This window comes from Bacteroides graminisolvens DSM 19988 = JCM 15093 (assembly GCF_000428125.1).
Taxonomy (GTDB): domain Bacteria; phylum Bacteroidota; class Bacteroidia; order Bacteroidales; family Bacteroidaceae; genus Bacteroides; species Bacteroides graminisolvens.
Genome location: NZ_ATZI01000016.1, coordinates 16,899 through 35,802 on the forward strand (window position 1 = coordinate 16,899; position 18,904 = coordinate 35,802).

Sequence of the window (18,904 nt, forward strand, 5' to 3'; positions counted from 1 at the left end):
AAGATTGGTGATACTTTTTTTTATACTTTTTATGTAGCAAGGACAGTTTTTTGAGGATTTATTTTCCTTGCAACCACATGGGATCTTCCTCGAGTATCTTTTGATAGACAGGGCAATCAGCATCATGTGCCCCCGGAAGATAACCGATACTCATTAAAAACTCTCCAACAATTTCTCCTCCGGTAAACTTGAAAGTCTTTTTAAAAAGCTTCACCCATTCCTCCTTGCTTTTGGGATGGTGATACGCTAACCATTTTTCAAACGAGCCATACTCTTTTTGTAGCATGAGGATGGATTTGGCATTTTCAATGGCTGCATTTATCTTCAGTCGGTTTCGTATGATGCCTGCATCGTTCAGCAAGCGTTCTCTGTCATCCTCTGTATAAGCAGCTACTTCTTCAATATTGTAGTTGCTATAAGCGTTTCGAAAAGCCTTTTCTTTCTTTAAAATGGTTTCCCAGCTTAAGCCTGCCTGATTGATTTCCAATAGCAGTCGCCCGAAAAGCTCGTTGTCATCGTGTAACGGGAAACCGTATTGTTCATCGTGGTAATGAGCATGTAAAGAACGGCTTGGCTCCTTCATTTCGGGTATGTACATGCAGTATGACATGGGGTAATGGTTTTATCTTCAGCACAACTTATGCCTCATAATTTGGCTATAAAAATAGATAATTTTCACGTAGTATTGCTATTTTATGCGTTTGAAATCTTATTTTTGGGAAATTGAATCAAAGAACGCTTATAACAATGATTGATATGGAAACAAAAAAGATAAAATTTATTGCAGTATTTATTTGCTTTCATCTTGTGGCACTTGTAGCTAATGCCCAAATAGGAGTGGTAACCGATTTGCAAAAACTCCATGCGAAAATAGATTCCTGCTCTGCAAACCTGAGTAGAAGCAGAGGCCCGGTTATCGGAGTGTCTGCATATCAGCACGGAGAGGGTGGAAGCAGTGTGCCCGGAACGTATATCAACGCTGTCATTAAAGCAGGAGGAACACCGGTCGTTATTCCTGTTACGGATAATGTTGGGGTGATCAGTCACATCCTGAATGAGGTCGACGGTCTTGTTTTAGTAGGTGGTGAAGATGTAAACCCTTCGTTTTATAAAGAACAACCTGTCGCAGAACTCGAGAAGGTCGATTCGATTAGAGACGTGTATGACCTGACATTGATTAAGTTGGCTACAGACCGGAAATTACCTATTCTGGGTATTTGTAGGGGCGAACAGATTATCAATGTGGCTTTTGGCGGAACGTTGTATCAGGACTTGCCTACACAAAACAGCTCAACAGTGCAACATCGGCAGACTCTTCCTCGCGAAGTTGGCACGCATAACGTATCTGTTGTGAGCGGTTCAGAGCTTGCTCGCATCTTGGGTCCGGGTAACTTCATGGTTAACACTTTCCATCATCAGGCTATTAAAGACCTTGCGCCCGGATTCACGGTGACCGCCCAAGCAGATGATGGAGTGGTTGAGGGAATTGAATCGTTGAAGAAACTGAATATTCTGGCAGTACAGTGGCATCCTGAAGGTTTGGTAAACGGAGGCGATACGGTGATGCTTAACATCTTTAAAGATCTGGTACATAGAGCCACTACCTATAAAAAACAAGAACGTAAATAATTTGTTATCTTTGCCTTGAATTTAATCTAATCATCATGAAAAACATAAAATGCATTGCTGTATGGGGTGTTGTAGCTTCCATCGCTTTTTTGGCAGGCTGTTCAACTCAGAAAGAATCGTTTGAAGAGCAACGTAAATTTGTATCGTTGGCAGGTCCGTGGCACACTGACTTGGGAATCATTCATTTGCCGGGCAGCGTTGATCAGAGTGGCTTGCCTCCTCGCAATGCCGACACGCTTACCACAACGCGATTAACACGCCTCCATCCGTATGTTGGGGTTATGGAGTATGTACGTGAAGTAGATATTCCCGGATCTTTGGGCGATAAAATGATTCGTTTGGTCATGGAGCGCACCAAGCCGTCAACTGTTTGGGTGGATGGTGATAGTGTTGGCAGGTGTAATACGTTGCTTTCCTCTCAAATATATGATCTATCGAAATGGCTTACTCCCGGTAAGCATGAATTGAAAATCAGGATAGATAACAGAGATGAGGCTGTGCCTTCGGGAGTGCACGGTTCTCACGCGTGGACGGAAGCAACTCAGACAAACTGGAATGGAGTTATCGGACGTTTGGGACTGGAAATATCTGAGAAGAACTTTATTGAACAGGTTCAGGTAGTGCCCGATGTAGAACAAAAGAGGGCCGTGCTGCATGTGTCATTAGTGTCGGGCAAACAACAATCTGCAGTTATTACCGTGGAGGGATATGCATGGAATGCTACTCGTAAAGACTTTATAAGAAAACAGGAATTTCCTGTGGAGCTGGTAAAAGGCCGTTCGGAAACGGAACTTGTTGTCAACATGGGTGAGGAGCCGTTGTTATGGAGTGAGTTCTCACCTGCGTTGTATAAATTGAACGTGGAACTGTTAACCGATGAAGGGGCCGACAATCAGTTGGTCGATTTTGGAATGAAAAGTTTTGGCGTTAAGGGCACACAGTTTACTATTAACGGTAAAACTACATTTCTTAGAGGCAAGCATGACGGGTGTGTGTTTCCGCTTACCGGTTATCCATCTACTGAAGTAACGGATTGGCTGGAACAATTTCGGATTGCACAACGATATGGAATCAATCACATACGTTTTCATTCCTGGACTCCGCCCGTAGCTGCTTTCAAAGCGGCAGATATTGCGGGCGTTTACTTACAGCCTGAATTGCCTTTCTGGGGAACCATGGATGCGAAAAACACATCATTGAATCAATGCCTGCTGCACGAGGGTGAACAGTTGCTGAAAGAATACGGCAATAGTCCATCGTTCACGATGATGGCATTGGGCAACGAACTGAATGGCGACATCAACCTGATGAGGCGATTGGTAAATCACTTCCGGAGTATGGATAATCGTCATCTATATTCGTTTGGTTCCAACAATAATTTGGGTACGGCAGGAGAGCAGGCGGGAGAAGATTTCTTTGTGACTTGCCGTGTGGGGCGCGATACGGATTCTACTTATGCTACGCATGTACGCTCTTCTTTCTCATTTGCCGACGCATGGAAAGGGGGAATTCTAAACGGTACCTATCCGTCTACTCGTTGGAATTACGCAAAAGCAATCAGCAACTCTTCCATACCCGTGGTGAGCCATGAGAACGGACAGTTTCAGGTTTATCCGGATTACAAAGAGATAAATAAATACACGGGTGTTCTTTATCCTTATAATTACGAAGTCTTTCGCAGGCGGTTAGCTGACAATCATTTGGAGAAACAGGCGCTTGAGTTTCATCGGGCTACTGCTGCCTGGTCTGCTCTTTGCTACAAGGCAGACATTGAAATGTGCATGCGTACGCCCGGAATGGGAGGTTTTCAGTTGCTGGATCTTATTGATTATCCGGGACAAGGTAGTGCTTTGGTGGGTTTAATGGATGTGTTTTGGAAGAATAAGGGTGGCATGAGCGAGGATACTTTTGCCGGATTCTGCAATAAAGTAGTTCCTATGGCCGAATTCAAAGCCTATTGCTGGAGCAATGAAGAGGAGTTTCAAGCGAGGCTTATAGTAGCCAACTATGATGAGGCTGATTTGAAGGAATTGCCTTTGCGCTGGAAACTCGAAACAGTTACAGGCAAAGTGGTTGCCAAAGGTGAACAGGTTATTTCTGTTAAGCAGGGTGCAGTTGAGTCTCCCGGAGAGATAAGGGTTGCTTTGAAACAAATTACTCAAACAGCAAAGATGCGCCTTGCCTTGCAGGTTGGAACGTATAAGAATGCTTATGATTTATGGATTTATCCAGCTACGAAGGTGGAAGAGCCGGCGGAATTGTTACAGGTAAAAGAATTATCGGCCACTGTGCTAAAGAAATTGAATGAAGGCGCCAATATCTTGTATTTTCCTCAGAAAAAACAAACAGACAGTATCTCTGTTGGCGGACTGGTTACGCCGGATTATTGGAATTATGCTATGTTTAAAGGAATATCCGAGTGGGCTCATAAAGAAGTGTCACCGGGAACGATGTCTCTTTTGGTGAATCCCGGACATGCTCTCTTTAAACATTTCCCTACCGATACTCATACTAACTGGCAATGGTGGGAAGTTATAAGAAACAGCCGTGCCATTATACTCGATGCTCTTCCGGCGGGTTATTTGCCTGTTATTCAGGTTATTGACAATGTGGAAAGAAATCATAAGTTGGGCTTGGTGTTTGAATTCAGGGTAGGGAAGGGCAAATTGGTGGTTTGCTCAAGTAATGTTTCCGACTATCAGGATAAGCCCGAGGGTAGGGCTTTTTATCAGGCTCTGATGGACTATGTTGTTTCGGATGCATGCAACCCGCAATGGCAGGTAACCCCTGACGAGATAAAGAATTTCTTCCAAACCAAAAAGAAAGAAAAGCAAATTATTGAGGTGAGAAACATTACTGATTATAACATTTGATGTTGATGAGTAATGAATGAAATCCCGGGGAGCTTGTTGTGGTCTCCCCGGGATTTTATATGAAAGGTATTACATAAATCTGAGTTCTACACTTTCAAAAAGAGCAATAATCTCTTCGGGAGTTTTGGCGCTTGATACGGCTTGTTCAAAATCGCCTGTATTCTCTTCCATACAGATGATATTGGCGCAGTCGAGTACATGACTCATTTGTTGGCATGCTTCTTCCTTCGTTATGCTCCCTTTTTTTAATGCGTTCTTAAAATACTTGTTCACTTTCAGTACGGCTTTGTATACCGATGGTTTGGAGACTTCAACGGTGTTGCCCGAAAACCCTGTGCTGTTACTGAAGGTATGGGTATAGCTTTCGTTAAAGGTATTCCATTTCTCTGAAATTTCAGTGCCCAGAAAGTGTTGCTCTTCATAAGCCGGCTTTCGTTTGGGAAGTTCGCCGTATACTTGATAGGTGAACCGGATAGCCGGGGTTTTACCGGGAGTGGCCGGATTGTTCTCTTCGTTTGCATAGGCTGTTGTGATAAGTACCGCCATCAATGCATGCACAAGTAATAAGATGATTCTTTTCATAACGATATGTTTTGTGTGAGACTTATTTCTGCCACATCAGTTTGGTACTCAATTCATCTCCTCCCATAACTGCTTTGGCTTCTTGATAATTTTTTAAATTGGTGCGTTGCAGTACAGCCGGGTACAAGAGTCGTTTGGGCATGACATTGCCCGATGGCACTCCGTCTCCGCGTGGCATTACAGGTAGTCCGGTGCGGTTATGCTCAAACCATTGCTGGTAATCAACAAAGAATAAAGCAAAAAATTTCTGTTCCATAATACGCTCTAATGTTCCGTTGTATGCAGCTTGTGCATTGGCAAAGTAATTGGCAGGCATCACTCCTCCCCATTGTTCAACAGATGCTTTTACACCATTTTCGTAAGCCGTTTGAGCCAAACTTGGGTCGATAATACTTCTTTGTGCCAATTCTGCTTTGATAAACTCTACTTCAGAGTATGTCATAATTGCCAATTTCATCGGGGCTTTACAAATAGCCTGATTGGGTTGTGATGCATTGATGGATGGGGCGATGGCGTATCCGCTGGGTAAGCCGATGTAAGAACTTACTCCATCGTTTTTGGCTTTGGTGGCAAAAAGGGGCAGGCGAGGGTCATTCCAGGCAACCAGGTGGTTAATGAAGAATTCTGAAAGCGACAAGTATGCCGTGAAGTCCTGCGGCCTTGTTAACGGTGCTTCTTCGGGGGCTACGCCTGTAATACTCAACATGGCTGCGTCTTCGTTCGATGTAAATACTGGGTAGGTTGTAGGGTCATCAATCATTTTCTTTAATTCGGCAGCAGCATTAAACCCGTTAACATCAATTACGCGTATTAAAATACGCATACGGAGTGAGTTGCAGAACTTTTTCCACTTCAGCATGCCGGTGGCATCTGTACTGCTGGCTTTATAAAGCATGTCGGCAGTTGTGTTGTATTTTAATCCGGTTTTGGTGTCAAACAGTGTGTTGGCTGTGGCAAGATCATCAATCAGTGTATGGTAAATATCTTCTTGAGTGTCGAATTTGGGAGTAAATAGTTGTTCATCTCCCCGGCAGGCTTCAGTCATGGGAACATTTCCAAAGGCATCAGTCAGCAGTTGGAATATCCAACTACGTAAGGTTATAGATACGGCCTGATAGTTTACAACATTCAGCTTAACCGCTTCTTTCTCCATTTCGCGAATGTTATTCAGCCATTTATAATACGTACTCCAAGTGCCGTCGCCGGCAGCATCTCCTACATAATACCATCCTAATCCGTTGGTACTGCTGGTCGATACTTTACTCTGCATCAGTGCAAACGTGTAATCGTTGTATCGTTTCCAGTTATAGCTGGTCATGTTATACAGAATGGGGTTGAGAAAGGTGCCGGGATTGGCTTCGTCCAAACGGGTAGGGTCAGTATTTAACTCATCGAATGAGCCGGTACATGAAGTCAGCAACGCACTTACCAGTACGAACGCAACTATTATTTTATTGATTATTTTCATTGTTATTTCAATTAAGTGATGATTAAAAACCAAGGCTGATATTAATACCGAATGAGCGGGTTGAAGGCAGTGACCCTGTTTCTACTCCCGGAGTGATGGATCGTCCGTTGAGGGCAGCTGCTTCGGGATCAAACATAGGGAAATCGCTTACGCAAAGCAGATTTCTACCATATACACCTACTGTGGCCTGGGTAAGGAATGTTTTGCCTAGTATGTTTTTGGGCAAGCTGTATTCCAACCTAACTTCGCGTATTTTAATAAATGATGCATCGAATGAATTGGTTTCTACGTTGGCCATTCGGTAATACTCTTTGTAATACTTCTCTACAGTGGTTACAGTTGTGTTGGGACTAAAAGAGCCGTCGGCATTGCGTACCACTCCGGGTGCAACCATATACACTCCGTCGAGAGGGGTTAATTTGGCTGCGGCAATGCGAGGATCATCGGCCGACATGTAATATTCCGTTCCGGGCAATCGTCCGTTCAGTGTATGAGCTAACTTTCCTTGCTCTGTCATTTTATGATGTGAATGTGAATAGATGATACCTCCATGCTGTCCGTCGATAAGTACACTCAACTTTAGATTCTTGTATTTGAATTCGTTGTAAAAACCCGCTTTCCAGCCAGGGTAAGCACAACCTACATACTCTATCTCATCAGCTTGTTCGGGTAATCCGTTTTCGTTGATAATAACTTCTCCTTTTTCGTTTCTAACTAGTTTGTATCCCCACAAATCTCCGGTTGTACCACCTACTTTACCTATAACGGAAACACTACCGATGCTACTGATCAGCTGATTCTCGTCAGATCCCTCAGCTAATGACAGAATTTTATTTTCATTTTTAGACCAAGTTAGCGTACTGTTCCATTGGAAGTTCTTGTTTTTTACCGGCGTGGCGGTTAACTCAAGTTCGTAACCTCTATTACGTACGTTGCCTGAGTTGATAGTTGCTCTTGAGTAACCGGTTGTGGGATCCATCGGTGCATCCAAAATCTGGTTTTTAGTCTTGTTGTAGTAGAAGGTAAAATCAATCCCTATACGATTTTTGAACATGCGGAAGTCGAGCCCTGCTTCATAGTTCGTTGAGATTTCCGGTTTGAAGTTTGCATTATGTAAGGTGGTTGGGAGTACTGAAGTACCCGGAAAATCGGTTGTCTCGTAGTAGGCTGACGTTTTATAAGGATCTGTGTCATTACCAACCTGTGCCCAGGAAGCTCTTAACTTTAGCAAACTAATCACTCGGGGTAGTTCTACCCACTCGTTAACTAATGCACTCATACTTACCGAAGGATAGAAGAAAGAGCGATTGCTGCGTGGTAGTGTAGACGACCAGTCATTGCGTCCTGTTACATCTAAAAAGAGTTTGTCTTTGTAAGCGAAATTGGCTGCAAAGTAAAGACTGTTCAGCTCTTTGTCATTGATGTCGGTTTTGACTAAAGGGCTTGAAGCGCCGTTGGCTAGTTTATAAACTCCCGGAGTGATAAGTCCTTTAACCTCGGCCGATAACATGTCGTAATGTTGCTTCATCAGGTTACCTCCTACAGAGGCATTTATGTGAAGTCCGTTTTCAAAACTATCGTGATAAGTTAGCAGTGCATCACTGTTTAACTCATAATCAAATACGTTTTGTTTTTTGAAGAAACCGTTTCCATAAACCACGTCGCTCACCGGACGGTGTTGTTCTCGCTGATCTGCCGATAGTTGTAAACCCGAACGAACCATTAAATCAAATTTGCGGCTGAGTTGTAAGGTTGCCGAAAGTGATGACACCACACTGTGTTTCTCAGAAGGATTTTCCGATTCATACAGAATCACGAAGGGATTGCCGATAAAAGTACTGTAAGGCTGTAACTGCTTTACATTCTCTTGTCCGGTACGCCACATAGGTCTTAGCCAGTCGAGATTTACATTAGGGTTTTGAAAAATAAGAAAATAAGAGATGGAGTTGCTGTTGTAGCCAAGTGCCGGCGTATTGTCAATCTGTCTGTTTGTATAGCTGGCTTTGTAGTTAATGCGCAACAAACGCGATACCTGTTGTTGTCCGGATACACTTGCCACGATACGTTGAAAGCCTGTATTAGGAAGTATCCATTCATTTTTTGTGTGTGTAATAGAAGCTCGCACAGAACCTTTATCTGTGTTACCGGTTATAGCCACTGAATTAGTCAGCGTATAACCCGTCTGGAACAGGTCTTTGCGGTTGTTTTTGTATGCTACCCAAGGTGTTGCGGTTTCTGCTCTGCCTTGTAATACGGGATCGTATTGATAAAACTTTTTGTTTGCGTCGAAACGTGCACCGTATGCACTACTTGTACCGCTGGTGCTGCTGTTGCCATCGGGCGCTGCACCGTATGAATAATAAAGCTGTCCGGCATATTCAGTTCCGGCTTTGCCTACGTTGCTGGGCAAACCTTGTCCGAACTCATATTGGTAATCGGGCCATTGCATGACATTATCTATGCTGATACCAGTATTAAAGGTTATGCCTATTCCTTTTTTTGCCTTGCTGCCCGTTTTGGTGGTAACCATGATAACACCGTTAGCAGCACGTGTGCCGTAAAGAGCAGTAGCACTTGCACCTTTTAATACTTGTACACTCTCAATATCTTCTGGGTTGATATCAGAAAAACCATTGCCATAGTCAACTGATAATTCAGAACTGGATCCGGCACCATAAGCAACACCCGGATTAGTCATCGGACTACTCATCGGTACACCGTCAACAACTACCAGTGCATTGTTGCCATTTTGGTTAAGAGATACATCACCACGCAAGGAAATTCGACTGGAGCCCAGAGGGCCACCGGGAGATACGACGCTAAGACCGGCTACTTTGCCGTTTAAGGCCGACGACCAGTTGGCAGGCATAGTACCCGAAACCATATCGCCATCTACTGTTTGAGTGGCATATCCCAATCCACGCTCTTCACGTTTAATGCCTAATGCGGTAACCACGACATCGTTCAAAACTTGTGATTCTTCCTCCAGCATGATGTTGAGAAATTTATTCCCACTGTGAGTTATCTCTTTAGTCTGGTAGCCTATATAACTAAACGAAAGAATGCTTTTCTCTGTCATCGTTTTAGGAGAATTCAGAGCAAAGTTTCCATTGATATCTGTTACTGTACCTATAGCGGTGTTTTTTAAGGCTACTGTTGCACCGATCAGCGCTTCTCCTTTTTTATCGGTCACTTTACCTTTGATAGTGGTTTGCGCTATTACCTGATTTGCGCATAGCAACAAAATCAAAATATACCATCTGTGTGGCAATAAATAGAAAAGTTTTCTTTTCATCTCATTGATTATTGAATTAATAGATTTGATTTTTGGGGTTTTCGTGCTGCAAAGTGAGCGTTTTTAAGTTACGGAGAGATTACAAACTTTTTAAGAATAGGTTTAATATTTGTATAAGACATGAAATAAAAGTTCTATTTTGGTAGTATTTGCCTATGGTTTACATTGTTATTCAAGCGAAAGAGAATTCTTTGGAGGAATATACAACTGAAGATGGAAAGCGGGTAGATTGCATCGTTCAATGGTTATAATTGACTGAATGTACAAACGGCTTAATCAGGATGTAACGCCAGATTAAGCCGTTTAAATTTTTTCAGTAAATTTAAAACTTAGCAATAATCAGATTTAATATTTTTGCTCCCCGTATTGAGAATCATTTAAATATCAGGAGGATTTTTTATGACAATGCGGATTAACTATTTAAATCTATTATTGCTGTTTTTGTTGGGATCAACTCCCTTTAGCCTATACGCTTCGGGCGATTCATTGAAAGTGAGAGGCGTAACGTTGTATACTCCGTACACAAAGATTTCAGTGCCACCCGGAGAATCTATTGATTACAGTGTTGACGTAATCAATAAAACACGATCAGTAAAGAACGCAGCTATCGCCGTTAGGGGTTTACCCAAAGGATGGGGTTATGAAATCAAATCGGGTGGCTGGACTGTGAATCAACTTTCGGTATTGCCCAATGATCAGAAAAACTTTTCTCTCAAAGTGGACGTCCCATTACAAGTGAATAAAGGAACGTATCGCTTTTATGTTTCGGCAGATGGAATGTACACTTTGCCCTTAACCGTGGTGGTCTCGCAGAAAGGTACGTATCAAACAGAATTTACCACCGACCAAATTAACATGGAAGGTAGTGCTGAAGCAACCTTTACTTTTAATGCGACACTCAAAAATCGCACGGCCGAAAAGCAATTGTATGCACTTACTGCTAATGCTCCAAGAGGATGGAATGTTGCTTTTAAACCGAATTACAAACAAGCCACTTCGGTAGAAGTAGAGCCTAACGCTTCAACAAATGTTACGATTGACATTAATCCGCCGGCAAATATCAAGGTGGGTACTTATCGTATTCCGGTGAGAGCTGCTAATGGTACTACATCTGCAGACTTAGGATTGGAGGTGGTTATTAAGGGATCTTATAAGATGGAACTGACTACTCCTAATGGATTGTTAAGTACCGATGTTACTGCGGGTGATACTCGAAAAATAGAATTGGTAGTTAATAACAGTGGTACTATTGACCTGACAGATATACAGCTATCAGCAGCTAAACCCGCAGATTGGGACGTTACTTTTCAACCACAGAAAATTACTTCGTTGAAAGCTGGAGAGAAGGCTCAGGTGTTGGCTGTTGTCAAGGCTTCTAAGAAAGCAATTCCGGGTGACTATGTGGTGAAAATGGAAGCTCGTACACCGGAGGTAAACTCTGCTGCGGAATTCAGAATAGCGGTGAAAACGCCAATTATCTGGGGCTGGCTGGGCATTCTTATTATTATTGCTGCATGCGGTGGTGTGTATTACTTATTCCGTAAATATGGAAGGAGGTAAGCATGGATGCACCTGTAATTCAACTCACAGATTTAACCAAAAAGTACGGTGCATTTACGGCGGTTAACCAGCTGAACTTGACTATTCAGAAGGGTGAAATCTTTGGCTTGCTTGGACCTAACGGGGCTGGTAAGTCAACTACTATACTCATGATGCTGGGGCTTACTGACCCGACTTCCGGTGAGGTTAGGGTTTGCGATATTAATTCAACGACACACCCGCTGGAGGTAAAAAGAAAGGTAGGTTATTTGCCCGATGATGTAGGGTTCTATGATGATCGTACAGGAGTGGAAAATCTTATTTATACGGCAGAATTAAATGGCTTTTCTCGGGTGTCGGCCCGGGAAAAAGCCGAAGAGCTATTGATTAAAGTTGGCTTGGAAGTAGATACCAAGAAGAAAACAGGTAAATATTCTCGTGGTATGCGTCAGCGACTTGGGTTAGCCGATGTGTTAATCAAACAGCCTGAGGTTATCATTTTGGATGAGCCAACTTCCGGACTGGATCCGGCCGGCGTACATGAGTTTATGAATCTGATTGTACAATTGAGTAGGGAGCAGGGTCTTACGGTATTGTTCTCTTCACATCATTTGCATCAGGTGCAACAAGTGTGTGACAGGGTGGGCATCTTTGTTGGCGGTCATTTATTGGCTGAAGGTGATATCCCTTCGTTGTCACAAAAGTTGTTTGCCGGAGAGCCTTTTGTGATTGAAGCGCACGTTGATTCTGATCAGGAGGTAGATCTGACTTCTTGCTTACAGAATATAAACGGTGTACTGAATGTGGCAAAGCAAAATCGTTTATATCGCATGGGTTGCTCGAAAGATGTGACACCGGATATTGCCCGAGCCATTGTACAATCAGGAGTAGGACTAACCGGTTTGTATAAAAAGGAATACGGGCTTGATGACATTTATAATCGTTATTTTGAAGGAGGAAAGAAAAATGGATAAAACAGCACATCCTTTTTGGGTAATGGTAAACAAAGAAATAACCGATCATGTGAAAAGTTGGCGTTTTATTATACTCATTGTGCTTATAGCATTTACTTGTCTAGGTTCACTTTATACGGCATTGAGTAACTTTGGACAAGCAGTGAAGCCTAATGACCCCGATGGTTCGTTTTTCTTTCTGAAACTATTCACTTTATCAGACGGTACGCTGCCACCTTTTATTATTTTTATAAGTTTTCTAGGACCTTTGTTAGGCATTGCATTAGGCTTTGATGCTGTTAATTCCGAGCAAAACAAAGGAACCTTAAGTAGAGTGATGTCGCAGCCTATTCATCGTGATTATCTTATTAACGCCAAGTTTGTAGGAGCATTGACGGTAATCAGTGTGATGCTTTTTGCATTGGGCTTTCTTGTAATGGGCTTCGGACTTATTGAAATAGGAATTCCGCCCACTGCAGAGGAGTTTCTGCGTATGGTGGCTTTTATTGTGGTGAGTATTTTTTATGTTGCATTCTGGTTAAATCTGGCCATATTGTTTTCTATTCAGTTTCGTCAGGCAGCCACATCGGCTCTAGCATGTATTGCCATTTGGCTGTTTTTCAGCGTTTTTTATTCCATGATCATCAATTTGATTGGTAAAGCGTTGGCTCCTCCCGAAACTGCTAGTATGCATCAAGTTATTGCGTACCAAAAGTTTATGCTTAATTTGATGAGGCTTGCACCCGGAGAATTGTTTAATGAAGCAACCTCTACTTTATTGATGCCTTCGGTCAGAAGTTTGGGGCCACTAACCATGGAGCAGGTTAGCGGAGCTATTCCCAGTCCACTGCCGTTAGGACAAAGTTTATTGGTTGTATGGCCACAACTTACCGGGTTAATAGCCGCAACTGTTCTGTGTTTTGCTTTATCATATTTCAGTTTTATGCGCCGTGAAATTCGTCCTCGCTAAGGAATAAATGTAATCGTCCTTGCTTTTGTCGATATTTGGTTTACTTTTGCAGCCAAAACAGAAACGTATGATCTTTTATTTCTCAGGAACAGGTAATTCTAAATGGGTGGCCCGCCAAGTAGCCGCTTATCAGCATGAGTCGCTTATAGCTATTGCCGATGAGTTGGCGGGCGGTGCCGACCTTATATACACACTTCAACCATCGGAAGTGGTGGGGTTTGTGTTTCCCGTTTATTCGTGGGCGCCACCTGCCATTGTAATGGAGTTTATCAGTAAGGTCCGTTTCACCAATGCCGAAGGACATTATTTCTTCTTTGTTTGCACTTGTGGTGACGAAGCCGGATTGACACTTAACATCATGAATGAAACTGTAGCAGCCAAAGGTTGGACATGGCAAGCGGCTTTTACCATTATCATGCCCAACAACTATGTTTCTTTTCCCGGATTTGATACTGACCCGAAAGAACTAGAGCAGCAAAAATTGCATGCAGCTATAGATGAAATGGAACGTATAAATCAAGAGCTTGCTTCACGTTCAAATGTGTTTCAGTGTAAAGTTGGTAGCTGGGCATACGTAAAAAGCCGCATCATCAGTAAACTGTTTAACAAATATCAGGTTACAGCTAAACCTTTCTTTGCTACAGATGATTGCATCTCGTGCGGGTTATGCGAACAGCATTGTCCTGTGCACAATGTAAAAGTACATATCAAACCCGAGTGGGGTAATCATTGTACTTCTTGTTTGGCTTGTTATCACATTTGCCCCCGCCATGCTATCCATTATGGAAAAGCAACGTTGAAGAAACATCAATATTTTCATCCGGAGTGTAAATAAAGACTTTACTTAATTGCCTCTTCAATTTTTTGCATTAACTCGGAAAACTCGGTATCGTTGAACCCTATGCTGATGTGAATTACCTTGCCATCCTTGTCAATTAGGTAACTTCTGGGAATTGTGCTGCTGGCAAAGGAGTCGAAAACAACTCTTCCTTTGTCGGCGTAAAGTGGAAACGTAAAATTCTTTTTTGTGTTGTACGTTTTTAGTTCTTCATTTGTATGATCGCGTCCGATAACCAATAGCTTGAAGTTGGCATTATCCTTAAACTCCGGCCATAACTTACTCTCAACAGCAGCAAGTTCCTTTTGGCAGGGAGGACACCAAGTTGCAAAGAAATTCACCAATACCACTTTCCCTGCCAGTGAGGACGATTTTAGCACTTCACTACCATTGTCGGCAACAAGAGTAAAAGTAGGCATTATGTCGCCGACTTTAATTTTCTCAGTATTTTCATTTTGTGCTTTGGCAATCAATGCGCTTACCAACAGCATACCTGCTATAAAGATCTTTTTCATGTTTGATTCTTTTTTTGAAATAATAATAGAACAAAGATAAACTTATAAAAAGAATTCGGGCTCTTTTCTAACAGCGAAATTTTCAAAAAGATATTTTCGAAAAGGAGTTTCGAAACTTCGTGCCTCTTCCGGACACGATTTGACACAGGCACAACACTTAATGCATAGAGCTTGGTCACTGAATATGTTCTGGTCATCTATCAGGCTGATGGCATGAGTAGGACAAACATCAAGACAAGCTCCGCATAAGGTACAACGTTCCTGATCAATAGATGGTGCCTGTGGCGTGTGTGCTCCTTTTACTTTATAAGGGAAACTACCTTTTACCTGAATCTCAGAGAGATTGTACTTGGCCTCTTCTTTCTTTCTCCAAGTTGTTATTACTTGTGCTCCAAATCGACGAGCAGTCTCCTTGTCGGCTTCATCAGGGCGACCTTGAGCAATAGGCATCTCTTGGGTACTGTATGAATGCTCAGCAATGAAGGCTCCTGCTGCTAAGGGAACAAATCCTTGTTGTGTCAGTACGTCACAAAGTTCCTTTAGTGCATCTTCGTAATCTCTGTTCCCGTAGGTAACTAATACAATAGCAGGTGTGCGTTCTCCGTTAAACTTTTGCAGACGTTCTAGCGCTATTCCTGGTATTCGGCCGCCGTAAACAGGTGCGGAAACTATAACAGGACCTTGCCCCATACATACTTGTTCTGTGGGAATTTCTTTGGTGATGTTCCATGTTTTGATGTTACCTACTTCCATACCCCTAGCCACTTCATTGGCTATACAAGCCGAGCCACCAGTGGGTGAAAATGTAATGATGTCGAGTTGTGTGTTATGCATAATTATACTTTTATTTCGATTATCTCGTTTATATTGGTGCTAAAATGTTTAGAAACATACTCCTTGTTTACAAAGTCACGAATCTTTCTAGGCCCTTGTATTACCAGCGATATGGAGTCATCACCCGCCTTGTTTTTAATGCTGTCAATTACTTTGAGCAATCGGGCCTGCTTGCTCCGGTCTATCGTGTCAAACAGGTGGGTTTGTACTCCTTCCGAGGCAATGTCGTATACAAGCACGCCTGCCTTTTTATAATCGTAACCCTCCCGATAGATGTTTTGAAGAAGCTGCTTTGCATATTTCACCATTTCTGATGGATCCGATGAAGGTACAGGAAGTTTTATTGAGGCTGAATTGTGGTATTGAGGTAAATCTTCACGATGACTGTTAGTCACGATGTAAACCAATAATGAACCCGCTTTGGACTCTTGTTCCCGCAGCTTGCGTGCACAAGCATCTGTAAAGTTGGCAACAGCTTCGTATAACTCCTGAAAGCGTGTGATTGATTTGCTGAAGCTCCTGGAAGTTGTGATGCTTTTCTTTTTATTTCCTGCTTCAAAGTCTATACAGGCAAGACCTCGTAACTCTTTCCAAGTGCGTAATCCGGTAACGCTGAACTCCTTGCGTACCCAACTTTCTGACTTCAAAGTAAAGTCATAAGCTGTTTTCACTCCAAAGTATTCCATTTGTTTGCGTAATCGTCGTCCGATCCCCCAAACGTCTTCTATCGGAGTCATCTGCAAAGCTTTTTCTCGTTTAGCCTCTGTGTCGATAATACACACTCCGTGATAAGCTTTGTACTTTTTAGCAAATTTGCTGGCAACCTTGGCTAATGTTTTGGTTGAAGCTACTCCCATACTTAGCGGTATGCCTGTTCCTTTTGATACTTTTTGCGTGAGATCCTGGCAAAATACGGGCAAATTACTGACTCCCGACAGTCCAACGAAACACTCATCGATGGAATAAATCTCAATGTGAGGCACTGCATTTCGTATTAGGCTCATTACCCGGTGTGACATATCTCCGTAGAGTGTGTAATTGGAAGAAAATGTAAACACCCCATGTTGTTTGACTATGTCTTTTACTTGATAATAAGGTACTCCCATCTTGATACCCAGCGCTTTTGCCTCGTTGCTTCGGGCAATGACACAGCCGTCATTGTTAGACAAAACAATGATAGGTCGGTTTCTCAGAGCCGGATTAAATACTCGTTCGCACGACGCGTAGAAATTATTGCAATCAATCAATCCATACATTAGCGCTTTCTGCTTTTGTGAATCACATAAGTTACAATTCCCCAGATAATGAAATCATTTTCTTTTGTTACCCTGATGGGAGCGTATTGTTTGTTAGCGGGTACGAGCAAAACCTCATCCGCGCGTATTTCAATAAACTTCAAAGTGAACTCTCCGTCAACGAAACATACAGCCATATCACCGTTAGTAGGTTCTAAAGACTTATCAATAATTAAAATATCGCCATCAAACACTTGTGCATCTACCATACTGTCTCCTTTCACTTTTCCATAAAAGGTGGAAGAAGGGTGTTTTACCAATTCCCGATTCAAGTCGATGGATAAGTCCATGTAATCTTGTGCCGGACTTGGAAAGCCTGCTTTGATACCTTCTTCTGCATAGGGCAGAGGTAAATCTTGCGATGCGTCAATGCTATGAATGTCTATGTTCATACTTGCAAAGATACATTAATTTATGCGTGTTATACTAACTCGGTAGGCTTGTTTATTCCTTCCAAAAACTCGCGATCATTTTCTGTGATGGGTCTGATAACTCGACAGGGGTTCCCATAGGCCAATACACCCGCCGGAATGTCTTTGGTGACAAGGCTTCCGGCTCCAATAACCGATCTCTTGCCGATAGTAACACCAGGCAGCACCGTGACGTTACCGCATAACCAGCAATGATCTTCAATGCTAACAGGAAGAGCTGTCATTAGCCCCAAATCCCTGTCTTGGTAGCAAAGTGAATGCGTAACAGTGTAAATGGAGCAATTAGGGCCGATAAAGCAGTGCTCGCCAATAGAAACTAAAGCTTCATCGAGAGCTACAAAATTAAAGTTTATGATAGTGTGATCGCCTACTTCAAGGTTGCCCAAGTCAATGTGCATAGGAGGATTAACAATCACCTGATTACCCAACTTTTTAAAGAATTCTTTTAATAGATTGTTTCTGGCTGCTTTTTCCGAGGGTGGTAGGAGATTGTAACGGTGACAATAATCTTGTCCCCTTTCCAAGGCAGGGACGAATACCGGATTGAAACCCCAATAAAGTTCACCGGCAGCCATTTTCTCTAAATCAGTCATGGTGTTTTGAATTTAGAAAAAGCGTACCCGAGAGAGCACGCTTTCAAAATTGGGTGGAGAGTATCGGACTCGAACCGATCACCTTAACACTGCCAGTGTTACGCTCTAGCCAGATGAGCTAACCCCCCGTGATATATGCTGCAAATATAATGCATTATTCTGAAATAATTGCTAAGTTTGCGTGATAATCCTAAAAAAATAAGTATGTTGGTATATAATACGACCTATCACGTTGACGATGAGATGATTGGAAACTTTTTAATTTGGCTTAAAGAATGTTACATTCCTGAAGTTGAAAAGCATGGCTTGCTTAAAACACCACGCTTATGCAAAGTGTTGAGCCATCGCGAAGATTCGGGTGCATCTTATTCGTTGCAATGGGAAGTAGAGAACTCGGCTGTGTTGCATCAATGGCATACTGAACTGGGAGCTAAGCTGCACCAAGAGCTGATTCATATATTTGATAATAAAGTGGTGGGCTTTCCTACTTTAATGGAGGTGATGAAGTGATTCAACCGGTAAAGGAAAAGATTATTTTAGGAATAGATCCTGGTACAACTATTATGGGGTACGGTGTTCTACGCATTACGGGAACTAAACCGGAAATGGTTGCTATGGGGGTGATTGACTTGCGGAAGTATGGCAATCATTACTTGAAATTACGCAAAATATTTGAACGGGTAACTGGCATCATTGAGAGCTATTTGCCTGATGAACTGGCTATTGAAGCTCCCTTTTTTGGTAAGAATGTGCAGTCTATGCTTAAGCTTGGACGTGCCCAGGGGGTGGCAATGGCTGCTGCATTGAGCCGAGATATACCCATTACGGAATATGCACCGCTAAAAATAAAGATGGCGATTACAGGGAACGGTCAGGCTTCCAAAGAGCAGGTGGCCGATATGTTACAGCGCATGCTGCATATTCCTAAAGAAGAGATGCCTTCTTTTATGGATGCAACCGACGGATTAGCGGCCGCTTACTGCCATTTTCTGCAGATGGGACGTCCGGTGGTGGAAAAGGGGTATAATGGTTGGAAAGATTTTATTGCCAAGAATCCCGATAGAATAAAGTAAATACTTAGTAACTAAT

16 protein-coding genes, 1 tRNA gene and 1 pseudogene are annotated in these 18,904 nt (G+C 42.6%); 8 read left to right on the top strand and 10 right to left on the bottom strand.

The window, feature by feature from the left end; translation table 11 throughout:
* Positions 1 to 58: 58 nt before the first annotated feature.
* On the bottom strand, positions 59 to 610 hold the full coding sequence (locus tag C511_RS0110500) for a DNA-3-methyladenine glycosylase I (protein WP_024997037.1): 552 nt from the start codon (positions 608 to 610) through the stop codon (positions 59 to 61).
* A gap of 146 nt (positions 611 to 756) precedes the next feature.
* On the opposite strand from C511_RS0110500, the gene C511_RS0110505 reads away from it, so the two are divergent.
* Both C511_RS0110505 and C511_RS0110510 read left to right on the top strand, forming a co-directional pair.
* Positions 757 to 1,629 carry a gamma-glutamyl-gamma-aminobutyrate hydrolase family protein gene (locus tag C511_RS0110505; RefSeq protein WP_081698303.1) on the top strand — a complete coding sequence of 291 codons (873 nt, stop codon included), beginning with the start codon at positions 757 to 759 and terminating at the stop codon, positions 1,627 to 1,629.
* A 35-nt stretch (positions 1,630 to 1,664) separates the two neighbouring features.
* Positions 1,665 to 4,502 (top strand): glycoside hydrolase family 2 protein, encoded by a 2,838-nt coding sequence (locus C511_RS0110510; RefSeq protein WP_024997039.1) that lies wholly within the window; start codon positions 1,665 to 1,667, stop codon positions 4,500 to 4,502.
* 69 nt (positions 4,503 to 4,571) lie between these two features.
* On the opposite strand, the gene C511_RS0110515 is transcribed toward C511_RS0110510, so the two are convergent.
* From C511_RS0110515 to C511_RS0110525, 3 genes are read right to left on the bottom strand one after another with little or no spacing between them, the layout of a single operon-like run.
* Positions 4,572 to 5,084 (bottom strand): hypothetical protein, encoded by a 513-nt coding sequence (locus C511_RS0110515; RefSeq protein WP_051260506.1) that lies wholly within the window; start codon positions 5,082 to 5,084, stop codon positions 4,572 to 4,574.
* A 22-nt stretch (positions 5,085 to 5,106) separates the two neighbouring features.
* Positions 5,107 to 6,552, bottom strand: a complete 1,446-nt coding sequence (locus C511_RS0110520; RefSeq protein ID WP_024997041.1) for a SusD/RagB family nutrient-binding outer membrane lipoprotein — start codon at positions 6,550 to 6,552, stop codon at positions 5,107 to 5,109.
* 22 nt (positions 6,553 to 6,574) lie between these two features.
* On the bottom strand, positions 6,575 to 9,847 hold the full coding sequence (locus C511_RS0110525; RefSeq protein WP_027318123.1) for a SusC/RagA family TonB-linked outer membrane protein: 3,273 nt from the start codon (positions 9,845 to 9,847) through the stop codon (positions 6,575 to 6,577).
* A 399-nt stretch (positions 9,848 to 10,246) separates the two neighbouring features.
* On the opposite strand from C511_RS0110525, the gene C511_RS0110530 reads away from it, so the two are divergent.
* From C511_RS0110530 to C511_RS0110545, 4 genes and pseudogenes are all read left to right on the top strand, one after another.
* Positions 10,247 to 11,407: a COG1470 family protein gene (locus C511_RS0110530; RefSeq protein ID WP_024997042.1), complete on the top strand. Its 1,161-nt coding sequence runs from the start codon at positions 10,247 to 10,249 to the stop codon at positions 11,405 to 11,407.
* A gap of 2 nt (positions 11,408 to 11,409) precedes the next feature.
* A pseudogene (locus C511_RS0110535) lies at positions 11,410 to 12,090 on the top strand (ABC transporter ATP-binding protein); the annotation flags it as partial.
* A 262-nt stretch (positions 12,091 to 12,352) separates the two neighbouring features.
* Positions 12,353 to 13,309 carry an ABC transporter permease gene (locus C511_RS0110540; RefSeq protein ID WP_024997044.1) on the top strand — a complete coding sequence of 319 codons (957 nt, stop codon included), beginning with the start codon at positions 12,353 to 12,355 and terminating at the stop codon, positions 13,307 to 13,309.
* A gap of 67 nt (positions 13,310 to 13,376) precedes the next feature.
* A complete protein-coding gene (locus tag C511_RS0110545; RefSeq protein WP_024997045.1) occupies positions 13,377 to 14,144 on the top strand; it encodes an EFR1 family ferrodoxin in 768 nt (255 codons plus the stop codon).
* A 5-nt stretch (positions 14,145 to 14,149) separates the two neighbouring features.
* Here C511_RS0110545 and C511_RS0110550 read toward each other — a convergent pair whose 3' ends face one another.
* The 6 genes from C511_RS0110550 to C511_RS0110575 form a co-directional block, all read right to left on the bottom strand.
* Entirely contained in the window at positions 14,150 to 14,662 is a 513-nt protein-coding gene (locus C511_RS0110550) for a peroxiredoxin family protein (protein WP_024997046.1), read from the bottom strand.
* 42 nt (positions 14,663 to 14,704) lie between these two features.
* Positions 14,705 to 15,496, bottom strand: a complete 792-nt coding sequence (locus C511_RS0110555; protein WP_024997047.1) for an EFR1 family ferrodoxin — start codon at positions 15,494 to 15,496, stop codon at positions 14,705 to 14,707.
* A 2-nt stretch (positions 15,497 to 15,498) separates the two neighbouring features.
* The gene (locus tag C511_RS0110560) at positions 15,499 to 16,752 is read right to left on the bottom strand and encodes a Y-family DNA polymerase (protein WP_024997048.1); all 1,254 of its coding nucleotides are present in this window, start codon (positions 16,750 to 16,752) and stop codon (positions 15,499 to 15,501) included.
* The gene (locus C511_RS0110565; RefSeq protein WP_024997049.1) at positions 16,752 to 17,183 is read right to left on the bottom strand and encodes a LexA family protein; all 432 of its coding nucleotides are present in this window, start codon (positions 17,181 to 17,183) and stop codon (positions 16,752 to 16,754) included. The genes C511_RS0110560 and C511_RS0110565 overlap by 1 nt, the downstream gene beginning before the upstream one ends.
* Positions 17,184 to 17,212: 29 nt before the next feature.
* Complete coding sequence (locus C511_RS0110570) at positions 17,213 to 17,815, bottom strand: sugar O-acetyltransferase (protein WP_024997050.1); 603 nt, start codon at positions 17,813 to 17,815, stop codon at positions 17,213 to 17,215.
* A gap of 54 nt (positions 17,816 to 17,869) precedes the next feature.
* Positions 17,870 to 17,943: transfer RNA gene (locus tag C511_RS0110575), tRNA-Ala, on the bottom strand.
* A gap of 76 nt (positions 17,944 to 18,019) precedes the next feature.
* On the opposite strand from C511_RS0110575, the gene C511_RS0110580 reads away from it, so the two are divergent.
* Together C511_RS0110580 and ruvC are read left to right on the top strand one after the other, a co-directional pair.
* Positions 18,020 to 18,325, top strand: a complete 306-nt coding sequence (locus C511_RS0110580) for a DUF4286 family protein (protein ID WP_024997051.1) — start codon at positions 18,020 to 18,022, stop codon at positions 18,323 to 18,325.
* Positions 18,322 to 18,888, top strand: coding sequence for a crossover junction endodeoxyribonuclease RuvC (gene ruvC, locus C511_RS0110585; protein WP_024997052.1), 567 nt, complete (start codon positions 18,322 to 18,324; stop codon positions 18,886 to 18,888). Before C511_RS0110580 ends, ruvC begins: the two co-directional genes overlap by 4 nt.
* Positions 18,889 to 18,904 lie beyond the last annotated feature (16 nt).